This is a genomic window from Geodermatophilus arenarius (assembly GCF_042654585.1).
Taxonomy (GTDB): domain Bacteria; phylum Actinomycetota; class Actinomycetes; order Mycobacteriales; family Geodermatophilaceae; genus Geodermatophilus; species Geodermatophilus arenarius.
Map to the genome: position 1 here is coordinate 31,708 of NZ_JBHSGR010000007.1, position 19,416 is coordinate 51,123.

Consider the following 19,416-nt stretch of genomic DNA (forward strand, 5'->3'; position numbering starts at 1 on the left):
AGCGGAGACCACTGCGCGGAGCGACAGCGCAGTGAGCGAGCGTCAGCGAGCGGAGACCACTGCGCGGAGCGACAGCGCAGTGAGCGAGCGTCAGCGAGCGGAGACCCCTGCGCGGAGCGACAGCGCAGTGAGCGAGCGTCAGCGAGCGGAGACCACTGCGCGGAGCGACAGCACAGTGAGCGCGCGGGGGTTCCGGGGGCAGGTGACCCTCGACGGGCCGTCGGGCACGGGCAAGTCCAGCGTCGCGCGCGCGGCGGCGACCCGGCTGGGCGCGGCCTACCTCGACACCGGTGCGATGTACCGGGCCGCGACCGTGGCCGTCCTCGACGCCGGCGTCGACCCCGAGGACGCCGAGGCGGTGGCCCGCGTGGTCGCCGGCGCGCGCATCGAGGTGGGGACCGCGGCGGACACCGAGCGGGTGGAGGTCGACGGCACCGACGTCGCGGTGCGGATCCGCGGCGCCGAGGTGACCCGCAACGTCTCGGCGGTCTCGGCGGTGCCCGCGGTGCGCCGGCAGCTGGTCGACCAGCAGCGCGCCCTGGTGGCCGCCGCCGACGCCGTCGTCGTCGAGGGCCGGGACATCGGCACCGTGGTGCTGCCGGACGCGACCGTGAAGGTCTACCTGACCGCCGCGCCGGAGGCGCGCGCGCAGCGGCGGGCCGCGCAGCTGGGGCTGACCACCCCGGACGAGATCGCCGGCCTGGCCGCCGACCTGCGCCGCCGGGACGAGTACGACAGCAGCCGCGCGGACAGCCCGCTGCGGCCGGCCGCCGACGCGGTGGTCGTGGACAGCACCGACCTGGACCGGGAGGGCGTCGTCGACCGCATCGTCGAGCTGGCGCTCTCGGCGGTCGGTGCGGGGGAGAGAGCATGAGCGAGGAGGGCACCGGCGGCCCGCTGCCGGTGGTGGCGATCGTCGGCCGGCCCAACGTGGGCAAGTCGACGCTGGTCAACCGCGTCCTGGGCCGGCGCGCCGCGGTGGTGCAGGACGTCCCCGGGGTCACCCGGGACCGCATCTCCTACGAGGCGCTGTGGAACGGCCGGCGGTTCACCGTCACCGACACCGGCGGCTGGGACCCGAAGGCCGAGGGGCTGGGCGCGTCGATCAGCCGGCAGGCCGAGCACGCCATGCGCACCGCCGACGTCATCGTGTTCGTCGTCGACAGCCAGGTGGGCGCCACCGACACCGACCTGGCCGCCGCGCGCATCCTGCGGCGCAGCGACCGGCCGGTGATCGTCGTCGCCAACAAGGTCGACGACGAGCGCAGCGAGGCCAACGCCGCCGAGCTGTGGTCGCTGGGCCTGGGCGAGCCGCAGCCGGTCAGCGCGCTGCACGGGCGGGGGAGCGGCGACCTGCTCGACCTGGTGCTCGACGCCCTGCCCGAGGCGCCGCGCGAGCAGCCCGAGGAGGGCGGCCCGCGGCGGGTGGCGCTGGTCGGGCGGCCCAACGTGGGCAAGTCCAGCCTGCTCAACCGGCTGGCCAGGGAGGAGCGCTCGGTCGTCGACTCGGTCGCCGGCACCACCGTGGACCCGGTCGACTCGATCATCACCCTCGGCGGTGAGGAGTGGCGCTTCGTCGACACCGCGGGGCTGCGCCGCAAGGTGAACACCGCCAGCGGCACCGAGTACTACGCCAGCCTGCGCACCGAGGCCGCCATCCAGGCCGCCGAGGTCGCCGTCGTGCTGCTGGCCGCCGACGAGGTGATCAGCGAGCAGGACCAGCGGGTCATCACCCAGGTCATCGAGGCCGGGCGCGCGCTGGTCATCGCGTTCAACAAGTGGGACACCCTCGACGAGGACCGGCACGCCCAGCTCGAGCGCGAGATCGAGCGAGACCTCGCCCGCGTCAGGTGGGCCAGCCGGGTCAACATCTCGGCTGCCACCGGCCGCGGGATCGGCAAGCTGCCCGACCACCTGCACGCCGCGCTCGCCTCGTGGGAGACCCGGGTGCCGACGGCGGAGCTCAACGCCTACGTCCGGCAGCTGGTGCAGGAGACGCCGCCGCCGGCCCGCGGCGGTCGCGCACCGAAGATCAAGTACGTGACGCAGGCCGACGTCCGGCCGCCGCGGTTCGTCGTCTTCTCCACCGGGTTCCTCGAGGCCGGCTACCGCCGGTTCCTCGAGCGCAAGCTGCGCGAGCGGTGGGGCTTCCAGGGGACGCCGCTGGACATCTCGGTGAAGGTCCGCGAGGGCCGGGGGAACGACCGGCGCGGCTGACCGCGTCAGCCCGCCGGGGCCGGGTCGTCGTCGAAGCGCAGCGGCTCGGTCCGGCGCGGCATGGCCAGCACCGCCAGCGCGATGACGACGGCGGTCACGGCAGTGGCGACGAACACGCCGTGCGAGGCCGCGTGCAGGCTCTCCCGCGCGAACTCCGCGACGGCGCCGCCCTGCGACAGCGCCGCGGTGGTGCTGTCGACGTCGGTGGGGACCTCGCCGTCCAGGCCCGGCGGAGGTGAGGCGAACCGGGCGGCCAGCGTGGTGTTGGCGATCGCGCCGAACACCGCCGCGCCGACCGCGGACCCCATCGACCGGGCGAACATGTTGGTGGCGGTGACGACGCCGCGCCGGTCCCAGCCGACCACCGACTGCACCGCGACGATGAGCGGCGACGACGACAGCCCGAGGCCCGCGCCGGTGACGAACATCCACGCGCCGACCTGCCACAGCCGGGCGTCCGCGCCGAGCAGCGCCGTCCCGGCGGTCCCGGCGACGGCGAGCGCGACGCCGAGCAGCGCGGTGTTCCGGAAGCCGATCCGCAGGTAGAGCCGGCCGGCGAGGCTCGCCGCGACCGGCCACCCGAGGGTCAGCGCGGCGAGCGCGAAGCCCGCCTCGAGCGCGCCGGCGCCGAGGACGCCCTGCGCCCAGGTCGGCAGGTAGGAGCTCAGCCCGATCAGCAGCGCGCCGAGGCCGAGCGCGGCCACGTTGCCGGACAGCAGGATGCGGCGGCGCAGCACCCACGGCGGCAGCACCGGCTCCGCGGCCCGCCGCTCGACGAACGCGAAGGCCGCGAGCAGCACGACCGCCGTCGCGAGGACCGCGATCGAGGTCCCCGACGTCCACGCCCACGCGCTGCCGCCCTGCAGCAGCCCGAGGATGAGGAGCGCGAAACCGGCCGACAGCAGCACGGCGCCGGCGACGTCGAAGCGGTGGGTGCGGCGCTCGACGCGCTCGTTCCACCGGCGCAGCAGCGCGACGAACGCCAGCGCGCCCAGCGGCAGGTTGACCAGGAAGATCCAGCGCCAGGACAGGTAGTCGCTGAAGACGCCGCCCAGGGTGGGCCCGAGCACCGAGGAGACGCCCCACACCGAGGCGAGGTAGCCCTGGACCCGGGCGCGCTCCTCGACGGTGTAGATGTCGCCGATGACGGTCATGCCGATCGGCTGGACGGCGCCGGCGCCGATGCCCTGCAGCGCCCGCCCGACGATCAGCGCCGGCATCGACCAGGCCAGGCCGCAGAACAGCGAGGCGGCGACGAACACCGCGATGCCGAACAGCAGCACCGGCTTGCGCCCGAGGACGTCGGCGAGCTTGCCGTAGACCGGCACGGTCACCGCCTGGGTGAGCAGGTAGACGCTGAACAGCCAGGGGAACTGGCTGAACCCGCCGAGGTCGTCGACGACGGCGGGGACGGCAGTGGCGATGATCGTGCTGTCGAGGGCGATCAGCGCGGTGCTGAGCATGACCGCGCCGAGCACGGGGCCGCGCTCGGAACGGAGCCCGACGGAGGCGCGGGTCACGGTTGTCACGGACAACCACCAACGCGGGCCGGCGCGGGGCATTCCCGCGGGGCCCGGGCCCGGGCGCCACCACTCGCCGTCCGTGGTGCAGGTCACACAGTTGCGTGCAACCCTGAGGCCCGGGAGCCCGGCCCGCGCCAGCCCGGCGCGCTTCCCCACCGGGCCCCGACCGAGGTGGTGTCCGCGTGGACGTGGTCGAGCTCTCGCGCTTCCAGTTCGCCTCGACCAGCATCTTCCACTTCTTCTTCGTCTCGCTGACCGTCGGTCTCGCCTTCCTCATCGCGGTCATGGAGACGATCGCCTACGCGCGCCGGGACCGGCGCGAGGTCTACGGGAAGATGACCAACTTCTTCGGTCACCTCTTCCTGATCAACTTCGCCGTCGGCGTGGTGACCGGGATCGTGCAGGAGTTCCAGTTCGGGATGAACTGGAGCGAGTACTCGGACTTCGTCGGCAACATCTTCGGCGTCCCGCTGGCGCTCGAGGTGCTCATGGCGTTCTTCCTCGAGAGCACCTTCATCGGGCTGTGGTGGTTCGGGAAGGACCGGCTGCGGCCCTGGATGCGGCTGGCCAGCATCTGGCTGGTCGCGATCGGCACCCAGATCAGCGCGTTCTGGATCGTGCTGGCCAACGCCTGGATGCACCACCCCGTCGGCTACGAGGTCGTCGACGGCCAGGCCCGCCTGACCGACTTCGGCGCCGTCGTCTTCAACTACAAGGCCTGGCTGTACTTCGCCCACGTCCAGGGCAGCGCCTGGGTCGTCGCCGCGTTCTTCGTGCTGGGCATCAGCGCCTTCCACCTGCTGCGCCGGCAGGACACCGACGTCTACTCCCGGTCGCTGCGCATCGGACTGGTCTTCGCCGCCGTCGGCACCGTGTTCTCCGTGGTCAGCGGGCACACCGAGGCCCAGGTCGCCCGCGAGGACCAGCCGATGAAGTTCGCGGCCATGGAGGCCCAGTGGGAGACCTCGGACTCGCCGGCCCCGTGGTCGTTGTTCGCGGTCATCGACCAGGGGCGGCGGGAGAACCCGTTCAACGTCGAGATCCCCTACGTCGGCTCGATCCTGGCCTACAACAGCCTCGAGGGCCGCTACGACGGGATCAACCAGATCGAGGAGCAGTACGACGAGGCCTACGGGGAGGACGACTACACCCCGCCGGTGGCCTGGGTGTACTGGTCGTTCCGGATCATGGTCGCGATCGGCTCGCTGCTGCTGGCCACCGCGTTCCTCGGGCTGTTCCTCTGGTGGCGGCGCAAGCGCGGACTGGACACCACCCGCTGGTTCCTCCGGGCGCTGGTCCTGTTCATCCCGCTGCCCTGGATCGCCAACTTCACCGGGTGGATGGTCACCGAGATGGGCCGCCAGCCGTTCATGGTCTACGGCGAGCTCACCGTCACCGAGGGCGTCAGCCCCAACACCGCCGGGGAGGTGCTGGCCGGACTCGTCGGCCTGTGGGTGGTGTACCTGGCCCTCATCGGCCTGGACGTCTACCTGCTCAGCGTCACCGCCCGGGCGGGCATCCACCGCAGGCCGGAGGCGCAGCTGGTGGCCGCGCCGGCGCCGGACTACGAGGGTGCCGGCTTCCAGGGGTACGAGAAGAGGGACTGACGGTGGACCTGGTCACGCTGTGGTTCTGGCTGATCGCGCTGACGTTCACGCTCTACTTCTTCCTCGAGGGCTTCGACTTCGGCGTCGACATCCTGCGGCCGACGCTGGCCCGGACCGAGGCCGAGGAGCGGGCGCTCACCGGCACGATCGGGCCGTTCTGGGACGGCAACGAGGTGTGGGTCATCGCCGCGGCCGGGCTCATGTTCTCGACGTTCCCGGTCTGGTACGGCGCGGTCTTCAGCGGCATGTACCCGCTGTTCGTGCTCATCCTGCTGGCGCTGCTGCTGCGCGGTGTCTCCTTCGAGTACCGCAACCAGGTCGACAGCGAGCGGTGGCGGGCGTTCTGGGACTGGATGTCCTTCGGCGGCAGCGTCGTCCCGTCGTTCCTGTGGGGCGTCATCATGGCCAAGCTCATCGAGGGCCTGCCGGTGAACGCCGACGCGCGGGTCGAGGGCGGGTTCGCGGCGATGTTCACCCCGTTCTCCCTGGTCGGTGGGGTCACCACGCTGCTGCTGTTCACGCTGCACGGCGCGAACTTCCTGCTGCTGCGCCTGCACACCGACACCGTCCTCTACAACCGCGCGCGCAAGGCCGCGCTGCGGTGGGGGGCGCTGGCCACGGCGGCGATCGTGGCGTTCGTCGTCATGGGCTACGTGACCGAGGACCTGTTCGAGGACTTCGGCGTCGTGCCGTGGGCGTTCCCGATCGCCGCGTTCCTGACCCTGGCCAGCATCTGGCTGGCCCTCGTCCGCCGCCGGGACACCCTGGCCTTCACGATGAGCGGCCTGACGGTCCTCTTCGCCACCGTGACGGTCTTCATCGCGCTGTACACCCGCGGCGAGGTGCTGCCCTCCACCCTCGACCCGGACTTCGGCCTGACGCTGGAGGAGACGGCCAGCCAGCAGTACACGCTGGTGCTGATGACCTGGGTGGGCGGGATCTTCCTGCCGCTGATCATCGGCTACCAGATCTGGAACTACTACGTCTTCCGCGAACGCGTCCGCCCCGACGAGGGCGCCCTGAACCACGGCTACTGACCGTGCGGGGACCCACCGGGCGCCTGCTCGCGCTGTCCGGGCCACGCCGGCTGGTGCTGCTCTGCGCCCTGCTCGGGGTGCTCACCTGGGCGCTGCTGGTGGTGCAGTGGTCGCTCGTCGCGGCCTTCGTCGCCGCGGTCGTCGGCGGTGGGGACCCGGCCGGGCACGCCGGTGTCCTCGCCGGCGTGGTCGCCGCCTGGGGAGCGCGCGCCGCCGTGGTCGCCCTCCGCGACCGGGCGGCGCGGCTGGCCTCGGCGCGGGTGCGGCGGACACTGCGCGCGGCGCTGCTCCGGAAGCTGCTCGACCTCGGTCCCGCGCACACCGCCGGGGAGCGGGCCGGGGAGCTGGTCACCACGGTGACCGAGGGCGTCGCGAAGCTCGACGGCGTGGTCGGCCGGCTGCTGCCCGGGGCGGCGACGGCGGCCGTCGTCCCGCCGCTGGTGGCCGCCACGGTCCTGGTGCTCGACCCGGCCAGCGGCGCGATCCTGCTGCTGACCGGCCCGCTGGTGCTCGTCTTCCTGTGGCTGACCGGTGCCCTCGCCGCGCGGTCGGCCCGCGCCTCCTGGGAGGCGCTGGGCCGGCTGGGGGCGTCGCTGGTCGACACCCTGCGGGTGCTGCCGACCCTGGTCGCGTTCGGTCGGGCGCGCAGCACCGCCCGCTGGCTGACCGACGTCAGCGAGGCCCACCGCGTCAGCACGATGCGGCTGCTGCGGGTCGCCTTCCTGTCCGGCTTCGTCCTCGAGTTCGGCGCGGTGCTGTGCACGGCGCTGGTGGCGGTGACCGTGGGTGTGCGGCTGTTCCAGGGCGGGATGGACCTGGAGCGGGCGCTGCTCGTGCTGCTGCTCACGCCGGAGTTCTTCGCGCCGCTGCGCGCGCTGGGGGCCGACCGGCACGCGAGCCTGGAGGGCCGGCCGGCCGCCGAGCGGGTGTTCGCGCTGCTCGACGCCCCCGGGCCGCCGCGCGGCACCCGGCCGGTCCCGGACGGGGTCCCCTCGGTCGCGCTGCGCGGGGTGACGCTGCGGTACGGCGGGCGCACCGCGCTCGCGGACGTCGACCTCGAGCTGCCGCCGCGGTCCAGGACCGCGCTGGTCGGCCCGAGCGGGGCGGGCAAGAGCACGCTCGCCCGGCTGCTGCTCGGCCTCGCCGCCCCGGACGAGGGCGCCGTGCTGGTCGGGGGCGTGCCGCTGACCGAGCTCGACCCCGACGCCTGGCGGGCCCGCGTGGCCTACGTGCCGGAGCGGCCGTGGCTGCTGCCCGGCACCGTCGCCGACAACGTGCGGCTCGGGCGCCCGGCCGCCACCGACGCCGAGGTCGAGGAGGCGCTCGCGCGTGCCGGGCTCCTCGACGTCGTCCGCGGGCTCCCCGACGGCGCCGCGACGCGGCTGGGGGAGGACGCCGCCCGGCTCTCCGGCGGGGAGCGGCTGCGGCTGGCCCTGGCCCGCGCCTTCGTCAAGGACGCGCCGCTGCTGGTCCTCGACGAACCCACCGGGCAACTCGACGAGGCGACCGAGCGGCAGGTGCTGGCCGCCCTGGACGGGCTCGCCCGCGGCCGCACCGTCGTCACGGTCACCCACCGGCCCGGTCCACTGGCGCTGCACGACCGGGTCGTGGACCTCGACGCCGGACGGCTGCGGGCGCCGGAGGCCGCGCGGTGAGGGAGCTGCTGGCGCTGGTCCGGGGTCCGCGGACGGCGCTCGCCGTGGTCCTCGGATCGCTCACGGTGCTGTGCGGCGCGGCGCTGCTGGCCACCGCCGGGGCGCTGATCACCGGCGCGGCGCAGCGGCCCTCGACGCTGCTGGTCCTCATGCCGCTGATCACGGGGGTGCGGCTGTTCGGCGTGTCCCGCGCCGCGGTGCGCTACGCCGAGCGGCTGGTCACCCACGACGTCACGCTGCGCCTGGTGGCGCGGGTCCGCGCCCGGCTGCTCGAGCGGCTCACCCCGCTCGCGCCGGCCGCGCTCACCGGCGCCCGCGGCGGCGAGCTGCTGTCCCGGGTGCGCACCGACGTCGACGAGCTCCAGGGCGTGGTCGCCCGGCTGGTCGTGCCCACGGGCGTGGCCGTCCTCGCCGGCGGGGTCGCGGTGGTCCTCACCGCCCTGGTGTCGCCGGCCACGGCCGTCGTCCTGGCCGCCCTGCTGGTGGTGCTGGGGGTGGCCGTCCCGGCCGCGGCGGCCCGGGCGGGGAGGGCGGCCGCGCTCGCCGCGGCCCGGGCCGACGCCGACCTCGCCGCCGACTCCCTGGACCTGGTGCGCGGCCTGGCCGACGTGCTCAGCGGGGACGGCGGCGCGACCGCCCTGCGCACGCTGGGCGCCTCCCTCGACCGGCAGGAGGAGGCCGAGCGGGCGGCCGCGCGGCTGACGGCGGTGACCACGCTGGCCCGGGAGGGCGTGCCCGGGGTGGGCCTGGTGGCGGCCCTGTGGTTGGTGGGGACCGGCGTCGCCGCCGGCACCACGTCGCCGCTGCTGCTGGCCGCCTGCGCGCTGGGGGTGCTCGGCGCGTTCGAGGCCGTCGCCGGGTCGGGAGCGGCCTGGAGCGTCGCCGGCGGCATCCGCGCCGCCGCGGAGCGGGTGCGGGCGCTGGGGGAGCAGCGGCCCGCGGTGACCGAGCCGGGCGACCCGCAGCCGCTCCCGGCCGGCTCCGCGCTGCGCCTCGAGGGCGTGACGCTGCGGTACCCCGGTGCCGCCGCGCCCGCCCTCACCGGCCTCGACCTCGCCGTCGCCGACGGGGAGAAGGTGGCCCTGACCGGGCGCAGCGGCGCAGGCAAGAGCAGCGTCCTCGCGCTGGCGGTGCGGGCGCGCGACCCCGACGCCGGCCGGGTCACCCTCGGCGGCACGGACCTGCGCCGGCTCCCGCTCGACGGCGTCCGGTCGCGGCTGGCCTGGGCGGCGCAGGCGCCCCAGGTGCTCGGCGGCACGCTGGCCACCAACCTCCGCCTGGGCCGGCACGACGCCACCGACGACGACCTGCTCGCCGTCCTGGTCGACGTCGGGCTGGCGGACGTCGCCGCCACGCTCGGGCTGCACGGCTGGGTGGGGGAGGGCGGCGAGCGGCTGTCGGCGGGGGAGCGGGCCCGGCTGGCCCTGGCGCGGGCCCTGCTCAGCCGTGCCGACGTGCTGCTGCTCGACGAGCCGACCGCCCACCTCGACCCCGCACTCGCCGCGTCCGTCCTCGACCTGCTCGGTCGCGACCCGCGGACCGTCCTGCTCGTCACGCACGACGGCGCTGCGCTGGACGGACGGTGGCGGGTGGTCGACCTCGACGCCGCGGTCCCGGCGCGCGGGTGACCACCGGGCCGGAGGGGCGAGCGGGTGCGGTAACCTGCTCCACGCAGCGATCGGGCGGTGCGAGCCGCCCGGCGCTCGGGCTGTAGCGCAGCTTGGTAGCGCACTTGACTGGGGGTCAAGGGGTCGCAGGTTCAAATCCTGTCAGCCCGACAGTGCAGGTCAGGGGCCGTCCCGGAGTGATCCGGAACGGCCCCTGACTGCTTCCTGGGGCGGTTGACCACCTCATCGACCACCACCGGGCCACCCTCGCTCGCCGAAGGCGCCGCCCAGGACGTCCATCGCCTCGCGCGCGACGCCAGGGGCGACGTGCCCGGAGACGTCGCGGGCGGTGGCGATCGACGCGCGGCCGAGGATCCCCGACACCTCGTCGAGGGCACTCGGGGATCGTCGTGGCCCCCATGGTCACGGGGTACAGCCCCCGGCCCGGCGGCCGGCTGACCTCCGCGTCCACCGCCCACCTCACGTCGTACGGCCGCGCGGCGGTCGCCTGGCGTCGGGAGGGCGGCCGGCTCACCGTCGACGTCGCCGTCCCGACCGGGACCACCGCCGTCATCACCCTGCCGCAGGAGGGGGCGCGGCCGGAGCGGGTCGGGCCGGGACGGCACCGGTTCGAGTGGGCCCTCCGGGCGCCCCGGTGGCGAGAGCCGCCCTCGGTGTCGCTGGCGCCGAGACCTTCCTCGGCGAGTGATACCCGTGTTTGACTTCGGGTGCGGGGACGCGGCCGGAGGTCGATGTGCTTCCCACGGGAACGGTCACCTTTCTCTTCACGGACATCGCCGGGTCGACGAGGCTGCTGCGCGAGGACGCGCTGGGCTATGCGGATGCGCTCGCGGAGTACCGATGTCTGCTCCGGGCAGCCTTCACCGCGCACGGTGGCCATGAGGTGGACACCCAGGGAGATGCGTTCTTCGTCGCCTTCCCCACGGCCGGACAGGCAGCGGCGGCGGCGGCTCAGGGCCAACGGTCGCTCGCGGCGCACCGTTGGCCTGATCGCCAACGCGTCCTGGTGCGGATGGGGCTGCACACCGGCGAGGTCATGGCCACCGAGGACGGATACGTGGGCCTTTCCGTGCACCAGGCGGCGCGGATCGCGGCGGCCGCCTCGGGCGGACAGGTGGTGCTGTCGGAGGCAACCGCGGCTCTTCTGGCTCGGGCGCTTCCCGGAGGCAGCGCCCTGCGCCGGCTCGGCGACTACCGGTTGAAGGACTTCCCTCAGCCAGAGGTGCTGTACCAGCTCGACATCGCCGGGCTACCCACCGACTTCCCGCCGCTGCACACCCTGGAGGTAGGTCAGCGGCTGCCGTCCCCGACCGGAACGCTGCTGGGCCGCGGTCGTGAACTCGCGGCCCTCACGTCCCTGCTGACCGACGTCGAGACACGGCTCGTGACCCTCACCGGCCCGGGAGGCATCGGCAAGACACGACTGGCGCTCGAGGCATCCTCCGACGTCGTCGCCGCTTTCCGTGACGGCGTGTTCTTCGTGGACCTGAGCGTGGAGCACGAACCGGAACAGGTCTTCGCCGCCATCGTCCGGACCGTGTCGCTTCCCGGCGTGACCGAGGACGAACCGCTGGAGGCGCTCCGACGCGGTCTGCGCACCGCCCGGATGTTGTTGGTGTTGGACAACTTCGAGCAGGTGGCCGAGGCGGCCACCGGTCTCAGTGACCTGCTCCAGCACTGTCCGCACCTCACGGCGCTGGTCACGAGCAGGGAGTCGCTGCGGGTGCGCGGTGAGGCCCTCTTCGCGGTCCCTCCTCTGTCGCTACCGGAGCGAGAGACGGTGACGGTCGGGGAGGCGGAGGCATCCGAGGCCGTGCGCCTGTTCGTCCAGCGAGCTGCTGCCGTGGTCACGGGGTTCGGACTGACCGACGAGAACGCCACCGACGTGGCGGCCATCTGCCGGCTGCTGGACGGCCTGCCTCTGGCCATCGAGCTCGCCGCGGCGCGAGTGAGGCTCTTCGCGGTCGACGAGTTGCGCGCACGCCTCGACCTGCAGCTGGACGAGCTCCGGGGCGGGCCGCGCGACCTCCCGGAGCGCCAGCAGACGCTTCGTCGCGCCATCGAGTGGAGCACCGAGCTGCTCCGCGATGCGGACCGTGCCGTGCTGAGCGTGCTGTCGGTGTTCGCTGGGGCCCGCCTGGCCGATGTGGAGGCGGTCATCGGGCGTGTGCCGAGCCTCGGCGGGCTCGACGTCGTCGAGAGCCTGGGCTCGCTGGTGGACAAGAACCTCGTGCGCAGCACCCAGGCAGGCGATGGTCGGCCCCGTCTGTCCATGCTCAACACCATCCGCAACTACGCGGCCGAGCAGCTCGCGTCCTGGCCGGACGTCGCGGCGGCCGCACGTCGCGCTCACGCTGAGCACTACACGGAGCAGGCGCGCGCGTGGGGGAGCCCGTCCGGTCACGCCGATCGAGCCGAGGTGCTGGCCGCGCTGTCCCTGGAGCTCGGCAACTTCCGGGCGGCCTGGTCCTACTGGGTCCGCGAGGGCGCCGTCGCGCGGCTCAACGACCTGCTGGAACCGCTGTGGGGTTACTACGACGCGCGTGGCAACTACCGAGGGGCGGTGGAGCTGGGGAGCGACCTCCTCGCTGTGCTGTCCGTCCAGCCGGAGACGCCGGAGCGGATCCGGGATGAGATCGCCGTGGAGACGAGCCTGGCTCGGTCGATGATCGCCGTCAGCGGCTACACGGCCGAGGTCGAGCGGCGCATCCGAGCCGCCCTCGATCGGTCGGATGCTGCGGGTGGTGTGCCTCAACGCTTCTCGGTGCTCCGGACCGTGGCGACGCTGCACCTGCTCCGGGCCGACTTCGAGCGCGGTGCTGCCGTGGGGCGTGAGCTGTTGGCTCTGGCCGAGCAGAACCGGGAGCCCGCCCTGCTGGCCGATGCGCACCTCGTCGTCGGTGCCGTCGCGACGGAGGACCTCACCGGGAGCCTGCGACACCTCGACGAATCCATCGAGCACTTCCTCGAGCAGCGGACGTCCCGGGTGCAGTTCCGCGTCGGTCCGAACCCCGGGGTGGTCGCCTACGTCGTCTCCGGGTTGCTGCTCTGGGAAGCGGGCTTCCCGGACCGTGCCGAGGTGCGCATCGAGCGGGGGATCGAGCTCGCGGGGCAGATCGGACATCCCTACTCGCTGGCCTACGCCTACTTCCACGCGTCGTTCGCGGCGCTCGGCCAGCAGGACCTCGCGCGCGTGGCCGAGTACGCCGGGGAGCTGCTGCGGATCGCCGAGGCGCAGGACTACCCGATCTGGCGGGCACTGGCCTTCGTCATGCGCGGAACTGCACGAATAGGGTTCGGAGAGCGGGACGAGGGACTCGCCGACGTCGAGCGCGGCTTCGGCCTCTACGAGGGACTGTCGACCCCGCCGGTCTTCTGGAGCAGCCTGCTCATGGTCCGAGCGGCTGGGTGCCTGATGGCCGGTCAGCCGGAGCGTGGCGCGGCCTTCGTGGAGGAGGCGGTGTCCACGGTGTGGAGCCAGGGCCTCCAGGACCCGCAGCTCGACATCCTGTGGGGAGACCTGCTCCTCGCGTCCCCGGTCGCCGACGTCTCCGCCGCCGAAGAGCTGTTCGAGCGCGCCGCGGCATCCGCGGAAGCGTACGGCGCGCGGATGATCCATCTCATTGCGGCGACGCGACTCGCGACCCTACGACGTTCGACCCCTCGTCGCGACGAGGCACTCGCCGACCTTCGCGCCGCGTACGACGGTTTCACGGAGGGTTTCGACACCCCACAACTCGTCGCCGCACGCGCCCTCCTCGACGGAGCTTGACGGCCCTGGCGCACGCGCTCTCGGACGACGAGCGGCCCCTTCGTCGTGGCGCGGGCGTCCATCGGGGGCGCACACCCCAGCGACAGGGACGCGGACCTGCGGGTGACGGAGACCGCGCGAGGCGGCTCCCACCCCGTCGACCCCGCGTGCTCATCCCCGCAGCCCCGGCCGCGCCGCGTCAGCGGGTCGCCGGCCACCGTCGTCACGGCTCCCGCACCGACCTCAGCCGAGCTGTCGGCGGTCGCTGAGTCCTCGATCTCCGCTCCCGCCCGGATCCGCACGGCGACACGCGCGACCGCCGGGGGACCCGTGGCGACGGGTGCAGCAACCAGCCTCGGACGAGGGCGGGTGAGCGGGAGGTGGGACGTACGTGCCCCGTCGTCGATCCACGCGGACGACTCGAGGCGAACGAGCGTGGACCCCACGCAGGTGGCCGGGGGCGAGGGGGCGCAGGTTCGCATCCTGTCGGCCCACAGTGCGGAGCAGGGCCGTTCGAGAGGTGCGGCGGTCAGTGCGACTCGCGGCTGACCCGGGAGCCGCTGGAGCCGACGAGGAAGTCCAGGTCGGCGCCGGTGTCGGCCTGCAGCACGTGGTCGACGTAGAGCCGCTCCCAGCCGCGCCGGGGGTTCGCGAAGCCGTCCACGGTGGCCTGGTCCGGCGTGCGGGCCGCCAGCTCGTCGTCGGGGACCTCGACGTCGATGCGCCGGGCCCCGACGTCGAGGCTGATGACGTCGCCGGTGCGGACCAGCGCCAGCGGCCCGCCGGCGGCGGCCTCCGGGGCGACGTGCAGGACGACGGTGCCGTAGGCGGTGCCCGACATCCGGCCGTCGCAGACGCGGACCATGTCGCGCACGCCCTGCTCCAGCAGCTTCCTCGGTATGGGCGTGTTGGCCACCTCCGGCATGCCGGGGTAGCCCCTGGGCCCGCAGCCGCGCAGCACGAGGACGGAGTCGGCGTCGACGTCGAGGCCGGGGTCGTCCAGCCGGGCGTGCAGGTCCTCGATCGAGTCGAACACCACCGCCCGGCCGCGGTGCCTGAGCAGGTGGGGGGAGGCGGCCGCCGGCTTGATCACCGCACCGGAGGGCGCGAGGTTGCCCCGCAGCACGGCGATGCCGCCGTGCTCGACCAGCGGCTCGCGGCGCGGCCGGATGACCTCCGGGTCCCAGATCGGTGCGTCGTCGAGGTGCTCGACCAGCGGCTTGCCGGTGACGGTGAGCGCGGTCGGGTCCAGCAGGTCGCGGACCTCGCCGAGGACGGCGAGCAGCCCGCCGGCGCGGTGGAGGTCCTCCATCAGGAACCGGCCGGCCGGCAGCAGGTCGACCAGCACCGGGACGCCGGAGCCGATCCGGTCGAAGTCCTCCAGCGTCAGGTCGACGCCGAGCCGCCCGGCGATCGCGAGCAGGTGGACGACGGCGTTGGTGGACCCGCCGATCGCGGCCAGCGCCACGATCGCGTTCGCGAACGACGCCTTCGTCAGGAACGTGGACGGACGGCGGTCGGCGGCGACCATCTCCACCGCCAGCCGGCCGGTGCCGTGCGCGGCCTCCAGCAGCCGGCTGTCGGCGGCCGGGGTGCCGGCGAGGCCGGGGACGACGGTGCCCAGCGCCTCGGCGACCAGCGCCATCGTCGAGGCGGTGCCCATCGTGTTGCAGTGACCGCGGCTGCGGATCATCGACGACTCCGAGCGCGTGAACGCCTCCTGGGACAGCGTCCCGGCCCGGACCTCCTCCGACAGCCGCCACACGTCCGTGCCGCAGCCCAGCGGCACGCCGCGGAAGGTGCCGGTCAGCATCGGCCCGCCGGGGACGACGACGGCGGGCAGGTCGACCGAGGCGGCGGCCATGAGCAGCGACGGGATGGTCTTGTCGCAGCCGCCGAGCAGCACGACGCCGTCGATCGGGTTGGCCCGGAGCATCTCCTCCGTGGCCATCGCGGCCATGTTCCGCCACAGCATCGCCGTCGGCCGCACCTGCGTCTCACCCAGCGACACCACCGGGAGCTCCAGCGGGATGCCCCCGGCCTCGTGGACGCCGTTCCGCACCGACGCGGCGACCTCGGTCAGGTGCGCGTTGCACGGCGTCAGGTCCGAGGCGGTGTTCGCGATGGCGATCTGCGGCCGGTCGAACGCGTCGCCCGGTACACCGCGGCGCATCCACGCGCGGTGGATGTAGGCGTTGCGGTCGTCCCCCGCGTACCACTGGGCGCTCCGGAGCTCCACGGCCGTCCGCCTTCCGACTGTCGACCCGACGGTCTAGCTTCTGGAACCCGATGGACGGTAACCACCCCGCCGCGGGAACGACAGCACCCGGCACGGGCAGCGGGGCCCGGCTCGGCGAGAGCCGGCTCGTCGGTTCCGACCGGGTGCCCGGCGTCCGCCCGGCGACCCGGACACGCCCCTGACCTCCGCGGTCACCTCCGACGACCCCTGGAGTCCCCGCCCGTGCACCTCATGCGCATCGGCGCGCCCGGCGCCGAGAAGCCCGTCGCCCGCATCGACGACGCCACCTACGTGGACCTCTCCGACGTCGTCCGCGACGTCGACGAGGCGTTCCTCGGCAGTGGCGGCCTCGACCGGATCCGCCCCGTCGTCGCCGAGCGGGCGGCCGCCAGCCGGGTGTCCCGGTTCGCCGGCGAGCGGATCGGCGCGCCGATCGCCCGGCCGCACCAGATCCTGTGCATCGGGCTGAACTACCGCGACCACGCCGCCGAGACCGGCCAGGCGGTGCCCGCCGAGCCGATCCTGTTCACCAAGTCCCCGAACACGCTCATCGGCCCGGACGACGACGTGCGCATCCCGCGCGGTTCCACCAAGACCGACTGGGAGGTGGAGCTCGGCGTCGTCATCGGCCGGCGCACCAGCTACCTAGACGCGGTCGAGGACGCCCGCGACGCCATCGCCGGCTACTGCGTCGTCAACGACGTCAGCGAGCGCGCCTTCCAGATGGAGCGCGGCGGGCAGTGGACCAAGGGCAAGTCCGCCGAGACGTTCAACCCCGCCGGCCCCTGGCTGGTCACCCCGGACGAGATCGACGACGTCCTGGACCTCGACATGTGGCTGGACGTGAACGGCGTCCGCCGGCAGACCGGCAACACGAGGACGATGGTCTTCGACCCGTGGTTCGTCGTGCACCACCTGAGCCAGTTCATGGTGCTGGAGCCCGGGGACCTGATCAACACCGGCACCCCGCCCGGCGTCGGCATGGGGTTGTCCCCGCAGGTCTGGCTGCAGCCGGGGGACGTGGTGGAGCTCGGCATCACGGGACTGGGCCGCCAGCGACAGCGCGTGCTCGCCCCCCGGTGAGCGCATCGACCGTGCGGGCCCTCGTCGTCACCGGCCCGGGACGGGCCGAGGTGCAGGAGGTCCCGGCGCCGGTGGCGGTGCCCGGGGAGGTGGTCGTCGACGTCGAACGGGTCGGCGTCTGCGGCACCGACGTGGAGTTCTTCACCGGCGAGATGGCCTACCTGCACCAGGGGCACGCCGCCTATCCGATGCGGCTGGGCCACGAGTGGGCCGGCACCGTCTCCGCCGTCGGCGGCGGCGTCGACCCGTCCTGGGTCGGCCGGCGGGTCACGGGCGACACCATGCTCGGCGACCGGACCTGCCGCCGCTGCCGCAGGGGACACCAGCACGTCTGCGCGCAGCGGCAGGAGGTGGGCATCCGCGGCGGGCGTCCCGGGGCGCTGGCCGAGCAGCTCGCCGTCCCCGCCCGGTCGCTGCACCCCCTGCCCGGCGCGGTGGACGCGGTGCTCGGCGCGCTGGTCGAGCCGGGCGGCAACGCGCTGCGCGCCGCGCAGGCGGCAGCGGTCGGCCCGGGGGACCGGGCGCTGGTGCTCGGGCCGGGGGCGATCGGGCTGCTGACGGCGATGTTCCTGCGCGCCGGTGGTGCCGACGTGCACCTGATGGGCCGCACCGAGGAGTCGCTCGCCTTCGCCCGCGACCTCGGCTTCGCGCACACCTGCACCGAGGACACCCTGCCGGACCTGCCGTTCGACGCCGTCGTCGACGCGTCCAACGCCGCGCACCTCCCGGCCCTGGCGCTGGACCTGGTCGAGCCGGCCGGCCGGGTGGTCTACATCGGCCTGGCCGGCAGCCCCAGCCGCATCGACACCCGCACGCTGGTGCTGGAGGACGTCACCGCGGTCGGCGTCCTGTCCGCCTCCCCGGGACTGGCCGACACCATCGCCGCCTACGCGAGCGGCGCGGTCGACCCCCGCCCGCTCGTGGCCGCCACCGTGGGCCTCGACCAGGTCGGCGCCGTGCTGGCGGGGGAGCGCGTCGAGGGCGCCGGCCCGGGACCCAAGATCCACGTCGACCCCACGAGGATCTGAGCCCGGCAGATGAGAGTGATGACGTGGGTCCTCCCCGACGAGGACCCGGCAGGGCTGCCGGGTAGCACCCCGGCATGACGCAGGCGGAGTCCAACCTCGAGACCATCGAGCGCATGGTGGCGGCCTACAACGCAGCGGCCACGGCCGGTCTGAGCGCCGAGGAGACAGCGGCCCGGACCCTGCGGGTGTTCGGCGAGTTCCACGCACCGGACGTGCGGTGGGTGGAAGCCCCGACACCCTTCTTCCCCAGCGGCCGGAGCGGCGGCCGGACAGAGCTCGAGGCTGCGGTGCGAGGGGTGTCAGGGCTGCTGAGCGAACGCCGTTACACCCTCGTAGACGCCTTCGCGGTGGCTGACCGGGTTGCTGCCGAGTACCTGTGGGAGGCCACGTACCGGGAGGACGGTCGACGCCTCCGGATCCGCATGGTGACGTTGTACCGGCTGCAGGACGGCCGGTTCACCGAGCTCCACGAGTACCCCTGCTCCGAACCGCCTGCCTGAGCGTGACTCCAGCCAGCCGGCGCCGCCACACGTGGGAGGCGCGGACAGGCCCATCTGCCACCCTCATGTGCCCTACTCAGGAGGAGCTGACATGGCCGAGTTCGACGGGCTCGTCGCCGTCGTCACCGGCGGCGGCAGTGGCATCGGGGCGGCCACCGCCCGGCTGCTGCAGGAGCGCGGCGCCCGCGTCGCGGTCCTCGACCGCGCGACCGACGCGGCCCCGGAGGGCGTGCTCGCCGTGCCGTGCGACGTCACCGATCCCGCCGCCGTCGACGCCGCGGTCGCGACGGTGGCCGAGCAGCTCGGCGGCCTGGACGTGCTGGTCAACAACGCCGGCATCGGCGCGACCGGGCACGTGGGCGAGAACGACGACGCCGAGTGGGCACGCGTGCTCGACGTCAACGTCACCGGCATCGCCCGGGTCACCCGTGCCGCCCTGCCGCACCTGCGGCGGTCGCAGCACGCGGCCGTGGTCAACACGTGCTCGGCCGTTGCGTTCCTCGGCGTCCGGCAGCGGGCGCTCTACAGCGCCAGCAAGGGAGCGGTCCTCGCGCTCACGCTGGCCATGGCCGCCGACCACGTGCAGGAGGGGATCCGGGTCAACGCCGTCGCGCCCGGCACGGCCGACACCCCGTGGGTCGGCCGGTTGCTCGCCGCCGCCGAGGACCCGGCCGCGGCCGCCGCGGCGCTGCGGGCCCGCCAGCCGCTGGGCCGCCTGGTGACCGCCGAGGAGGTCGCGCACGCGATCGCGTCGCTCGCCTCCCCGCTCGCCGCCTCTACCACCGGCACCGTCCTCCGCGTCGACGGTGGCATGACCAGCCTGCGCGTCTGACGGGAGAGCGTTCGCGGCCCGTCCGCCCGGGCCGGGACGTCGGGGAGTCCTCTCCTGGGCCGACGCCGTCGGACGAGGCGGGCCGGCCGTGATGTGGTTCGAGGTGCCGTGCCGGGCCTCGGCCGTCGCCGCCCTGGTGAACGGAACGGGAGGACCAGGCCGGTTCCGGTCGTCCGGCACACCGAGGGGACGCCGGGCCCTCGCTCGCACGTCGACCCGACGCCAGTCCCTGGCCGCGTCCGCTCCGGCGTGGACCAGCGGTGGCGATCCGGCGGGCCGGGGTGTCGGCAGCCGCCCGGGGTGTCCGCCGTGCTGG

Annotated in this window: 15 protein-coding genes and 1 tRNA gene; 13 read left to right on the top strand and 3 right to left on the bottom strand. The window is 74.2% G+C overall.

From position 1 onward, the window contains the following. Positions 1 to 175 precede the first annotated feature (175 nt). Complete coding sequence (gene cmk / locus ACFO3M_RS08125; protein WP_387988069.1) at positions 176 to 874, top strand: (d)CMP kinase; 699 nt, start codon at positions 176 to 178, stop codon at positions 872 to 874. Further along, positions 871 to 2,217, top strand: coding sequence for a ribosome biogenesis GTPase Der (gene der, locus ACFO3M_RS08130; RefSeq protein WP_387988070.1), 1,347 nt, complete (start codon positions 871 to 873; stop codon positions 2,215 to 2,217). The genes cmk and der overlap by 4 nt, the downstream gene beginning before the upstream one ends. 5 nt (positions 2,218 to 2,222) lie before the next feature. On the opposite strand, the gene ACFO3M_RS08135 is transcribed toward der, so the two are convergent. Further along, positions 2,223 to 3,746 carry an MDR family MFS transporter gene (locus ACFO3M_RS08135; RefSeq protein ID WP_387988071.1) on the bottom strand — a complete coding sequence of 508 codons (1,524 nt, stop codon included), beginning with the start codon at positions 3,744 to 3,746 and terminating at the stop codon, positions 2,223 to 2,225. Positions 3,747 to 3,922: 176 nt separating this feature from the next. On the opposite strand from ACFO3M_RS08135, the gene ACFO3M_RS08140 reads away from it, so the two are divergent. The 5 genes from ACFO3M_RS08140 (at position 3,923) to ACFO3M_RS08160 (ending at position 9,817) form a co-directional block, all read left to right on the top strand. Further along, positions 3,923 to 5,347 (top strand): cytochrome ubiquinol oxidase subunit I, encoded by a 1,425-nt coding sequence (locus ACFO3M_RS08140; protein ID WP_387988072.1) that lies wholly within the window; start codon positions 3,923 to 3,925, stop codon positions 5,345 to 5,347. Positions 5,348 to 5,349: 2 nt separating this feature from the next. Further along, on the top strand, positions 5,350 to 6,384 hold the full coding sequence (gene cydB, locus ACFO3M_RS08145) for a cytochrome d ubiquinol oxidase subunit II (protein ID WP_387988073.1): 1,035 nt from the start codon (positions 5,350 to 5,352) through the stop codon (positions 6,382 to 6,384). Between the two features lie 2 nt (positions 6,385 to 6,386). Next, a complete protein-coding gene (gene cydD, locus ACFO3M_RS08150; protein WP_387988074.1) occupies positions 6,387 to 8,039 on the top strand; it encodes a thiol reductant ABC exporter subunit CydD in 1,653 nt (550 codons plus the stop codon). Continuing rightward, on the top strand, positions 8,036 to 9,667 hold the full coding sequence (gene cydC / locus ACFO3M_RS08155) for a thiol reductant ABC exporter subunit CydC (protein ID WP_387988075.1): 1,632 nt from the start codon (positions 8,036 to 8,038) through the stop codon (positions 9,665 to 9,667). The genes cydD and cydC overlap by 4 nt, the downstream gene beginning before the upstream one ends. 76 nt (positions 9,668 to 9,743) lie before the next feature. Continuing rightward, positions 9,744 to 9,817 (top strand) — tRNA-Pro (locus ACFO3M_RS08160). Positions 9,818 to 9,889: 72 nt separating this feature from the next. Here the strand turns inward: ACFO3M_RS08160 and ACFO3M_RS08165 are convergent. Further along, positions 9,890 to 10,030, bottom strand: coding sequence for a hypothetical protein (locus ACFO3M_RS08165; protein ID WP_387988076.1), 141 nt, complete (start codon positions 10,028 to 10,030; stop codon positions 9,890 to 9,892). A 35-nt stretch (positions 10,031 to 10,065) separates the two neighbouring features. Between ACFO3M_RS08165 and ACFO3M_RS08170 the strand changes: the two genes are divergently transcribed. Beyond that, entirely contained in the window at positions 10,066 to 10,368 is a 303-nt protein-coding gene (locus ACFO3M_RS08170) for an alpha-L-rhamnosidase C-terminal domain-containing protein (protein ID WP_387988077.1), read from the top strand. A gap of 32 nt (positions 10,369 to 10,400) precedes the next feature. After that, the gene (locus ACFO3M_RS08175) at positions 10,401 to 13,439 is read left to right on the top strand and encodes an ATP-binding protein (protein WP_387988078.1); all 3,039 of its coding nucleotides are present in this window, start codon (positions 10,401 to 10,403) and stop codon (positions 13,437 to 13,439) included. Positions 13,440 to 13,947: 508 nt separating this feature from the next. Here the strand turns inward: ACFO3M_RS08175 and ACFO3M_RS08180 are convergent. After that, entirely contained in the window at positions 13,948 to 15,657 is a 1,710-nt protein-coding gene (locus tag ACFO3M_RS08180) for an IlvD/Edd family dehydratase (RefSeq protein ID WP_387988079.1), read from the bottom strand. A 231-nt stretch (positions 15,658 to 15,888) separates the two neighbouring features. Here ACFO3M_RS08180 and ACFO3M_RS08185 point away from each other — a divergent pair, with 231 nt between their 5' ends. From ACFO3M_RS08185 to ACFO3M_RS08200, 4 genes are all read left to right on the top strand, one after another. Beyond that, complete coding sequence (locus tag ACFO3M_RS08185; protein WP_387988221.1) at positions 15,889 to 16,740, top strand: fumarylacetoacetate hydrolase family protein; 852 nt, start codon at positions 15,889 to 15,891, stop codon at positions 16,738 to 16,740. Further along, positions 16,737 to 17,768 carry a zinc-dependent alcohol dehydrogenase gene (locus tag ACFO3M_RS08190; RefSeq protein WP_387988080.1) on the top strand — a complete coding sequence of 344 codons (1,032 nt, stop codon included), beginning with the start codon at positions 16,737 to 16,739 and terminating at the stop codon, positions 17,766 to 17,768. The genes ACFO3M_RS08185 and ACFO3M_RS08190 overlap by 4 nt, the downstream gene beginning before the upstream one ends. A gap of 74 nt (positions 17,769 to 17,842) precedes the next feature. Next, a complete protein-coding gene (locus ACFO3M_RS08195; RefSeq protein ID WP_387988081.1) occupies positions 17,843 to 18,268 on the top strand; it encodes a nuclear transport factor 2 family protein in 426 nt (141 codons plus the stop codon). A gap of 91 nt (positions 18,269 to 18,359) precedes the next feature. After that, positions 18,360 to 19,100: an SDR family NAD(P)-dependent oxidoreductase gene (locus ACFO3M_RS08200; RefSeq protein WP_387988082.1), complete on the top strand. Its 741-nt coding sequence runs from the start codon at positions 18,360 to 18,362 to the stop codon at positions 19,098 to 19,100. Positions 19,101 to 19,416: the final 316 nt, after the last annotated feature.

Excerpts from the sequence above, each read along its gene's own strand:
- der (WP_387988070.1), top strand. The coding sequence starts at position 871 with ATGAGCGAGGAGGGCACCGGCGGCCCGCTGCCGGTGGTGGCGATCGTC.
- ACFO3M_RS08170 (WP_387988077.1), top strand. The coding sequence starts at position 10,066 with ATGGTCACGGGGTACAGCCCCCGGCCCGGCGGCCGGCTGACCTCCGCG.
- ACFO3M_RS08185 (WP_387988221.1), top strand. The coding sequence starts at position 15,889 with ATGCGCATCGGCGCGCCCGGCGCCGAGAAGCCCGTCGCCCGCATCGAC.
- ACFO3M_RS08195 (WP_387988081.1), top strand. The coding sequence starts at position 17,843 with ATGACGCAGGCGGAGTCCAACCTCGAGACCATCGAGCGCATGGTGGCG.
- ACFO3M_RS08200 (WP_387988082.1), top strand. The coding sequence starts at position 18,360 with ATGGCCGAGTTCGACGGGCTCGTCGCCGTCGTCACCGGCGGCGGCAGT.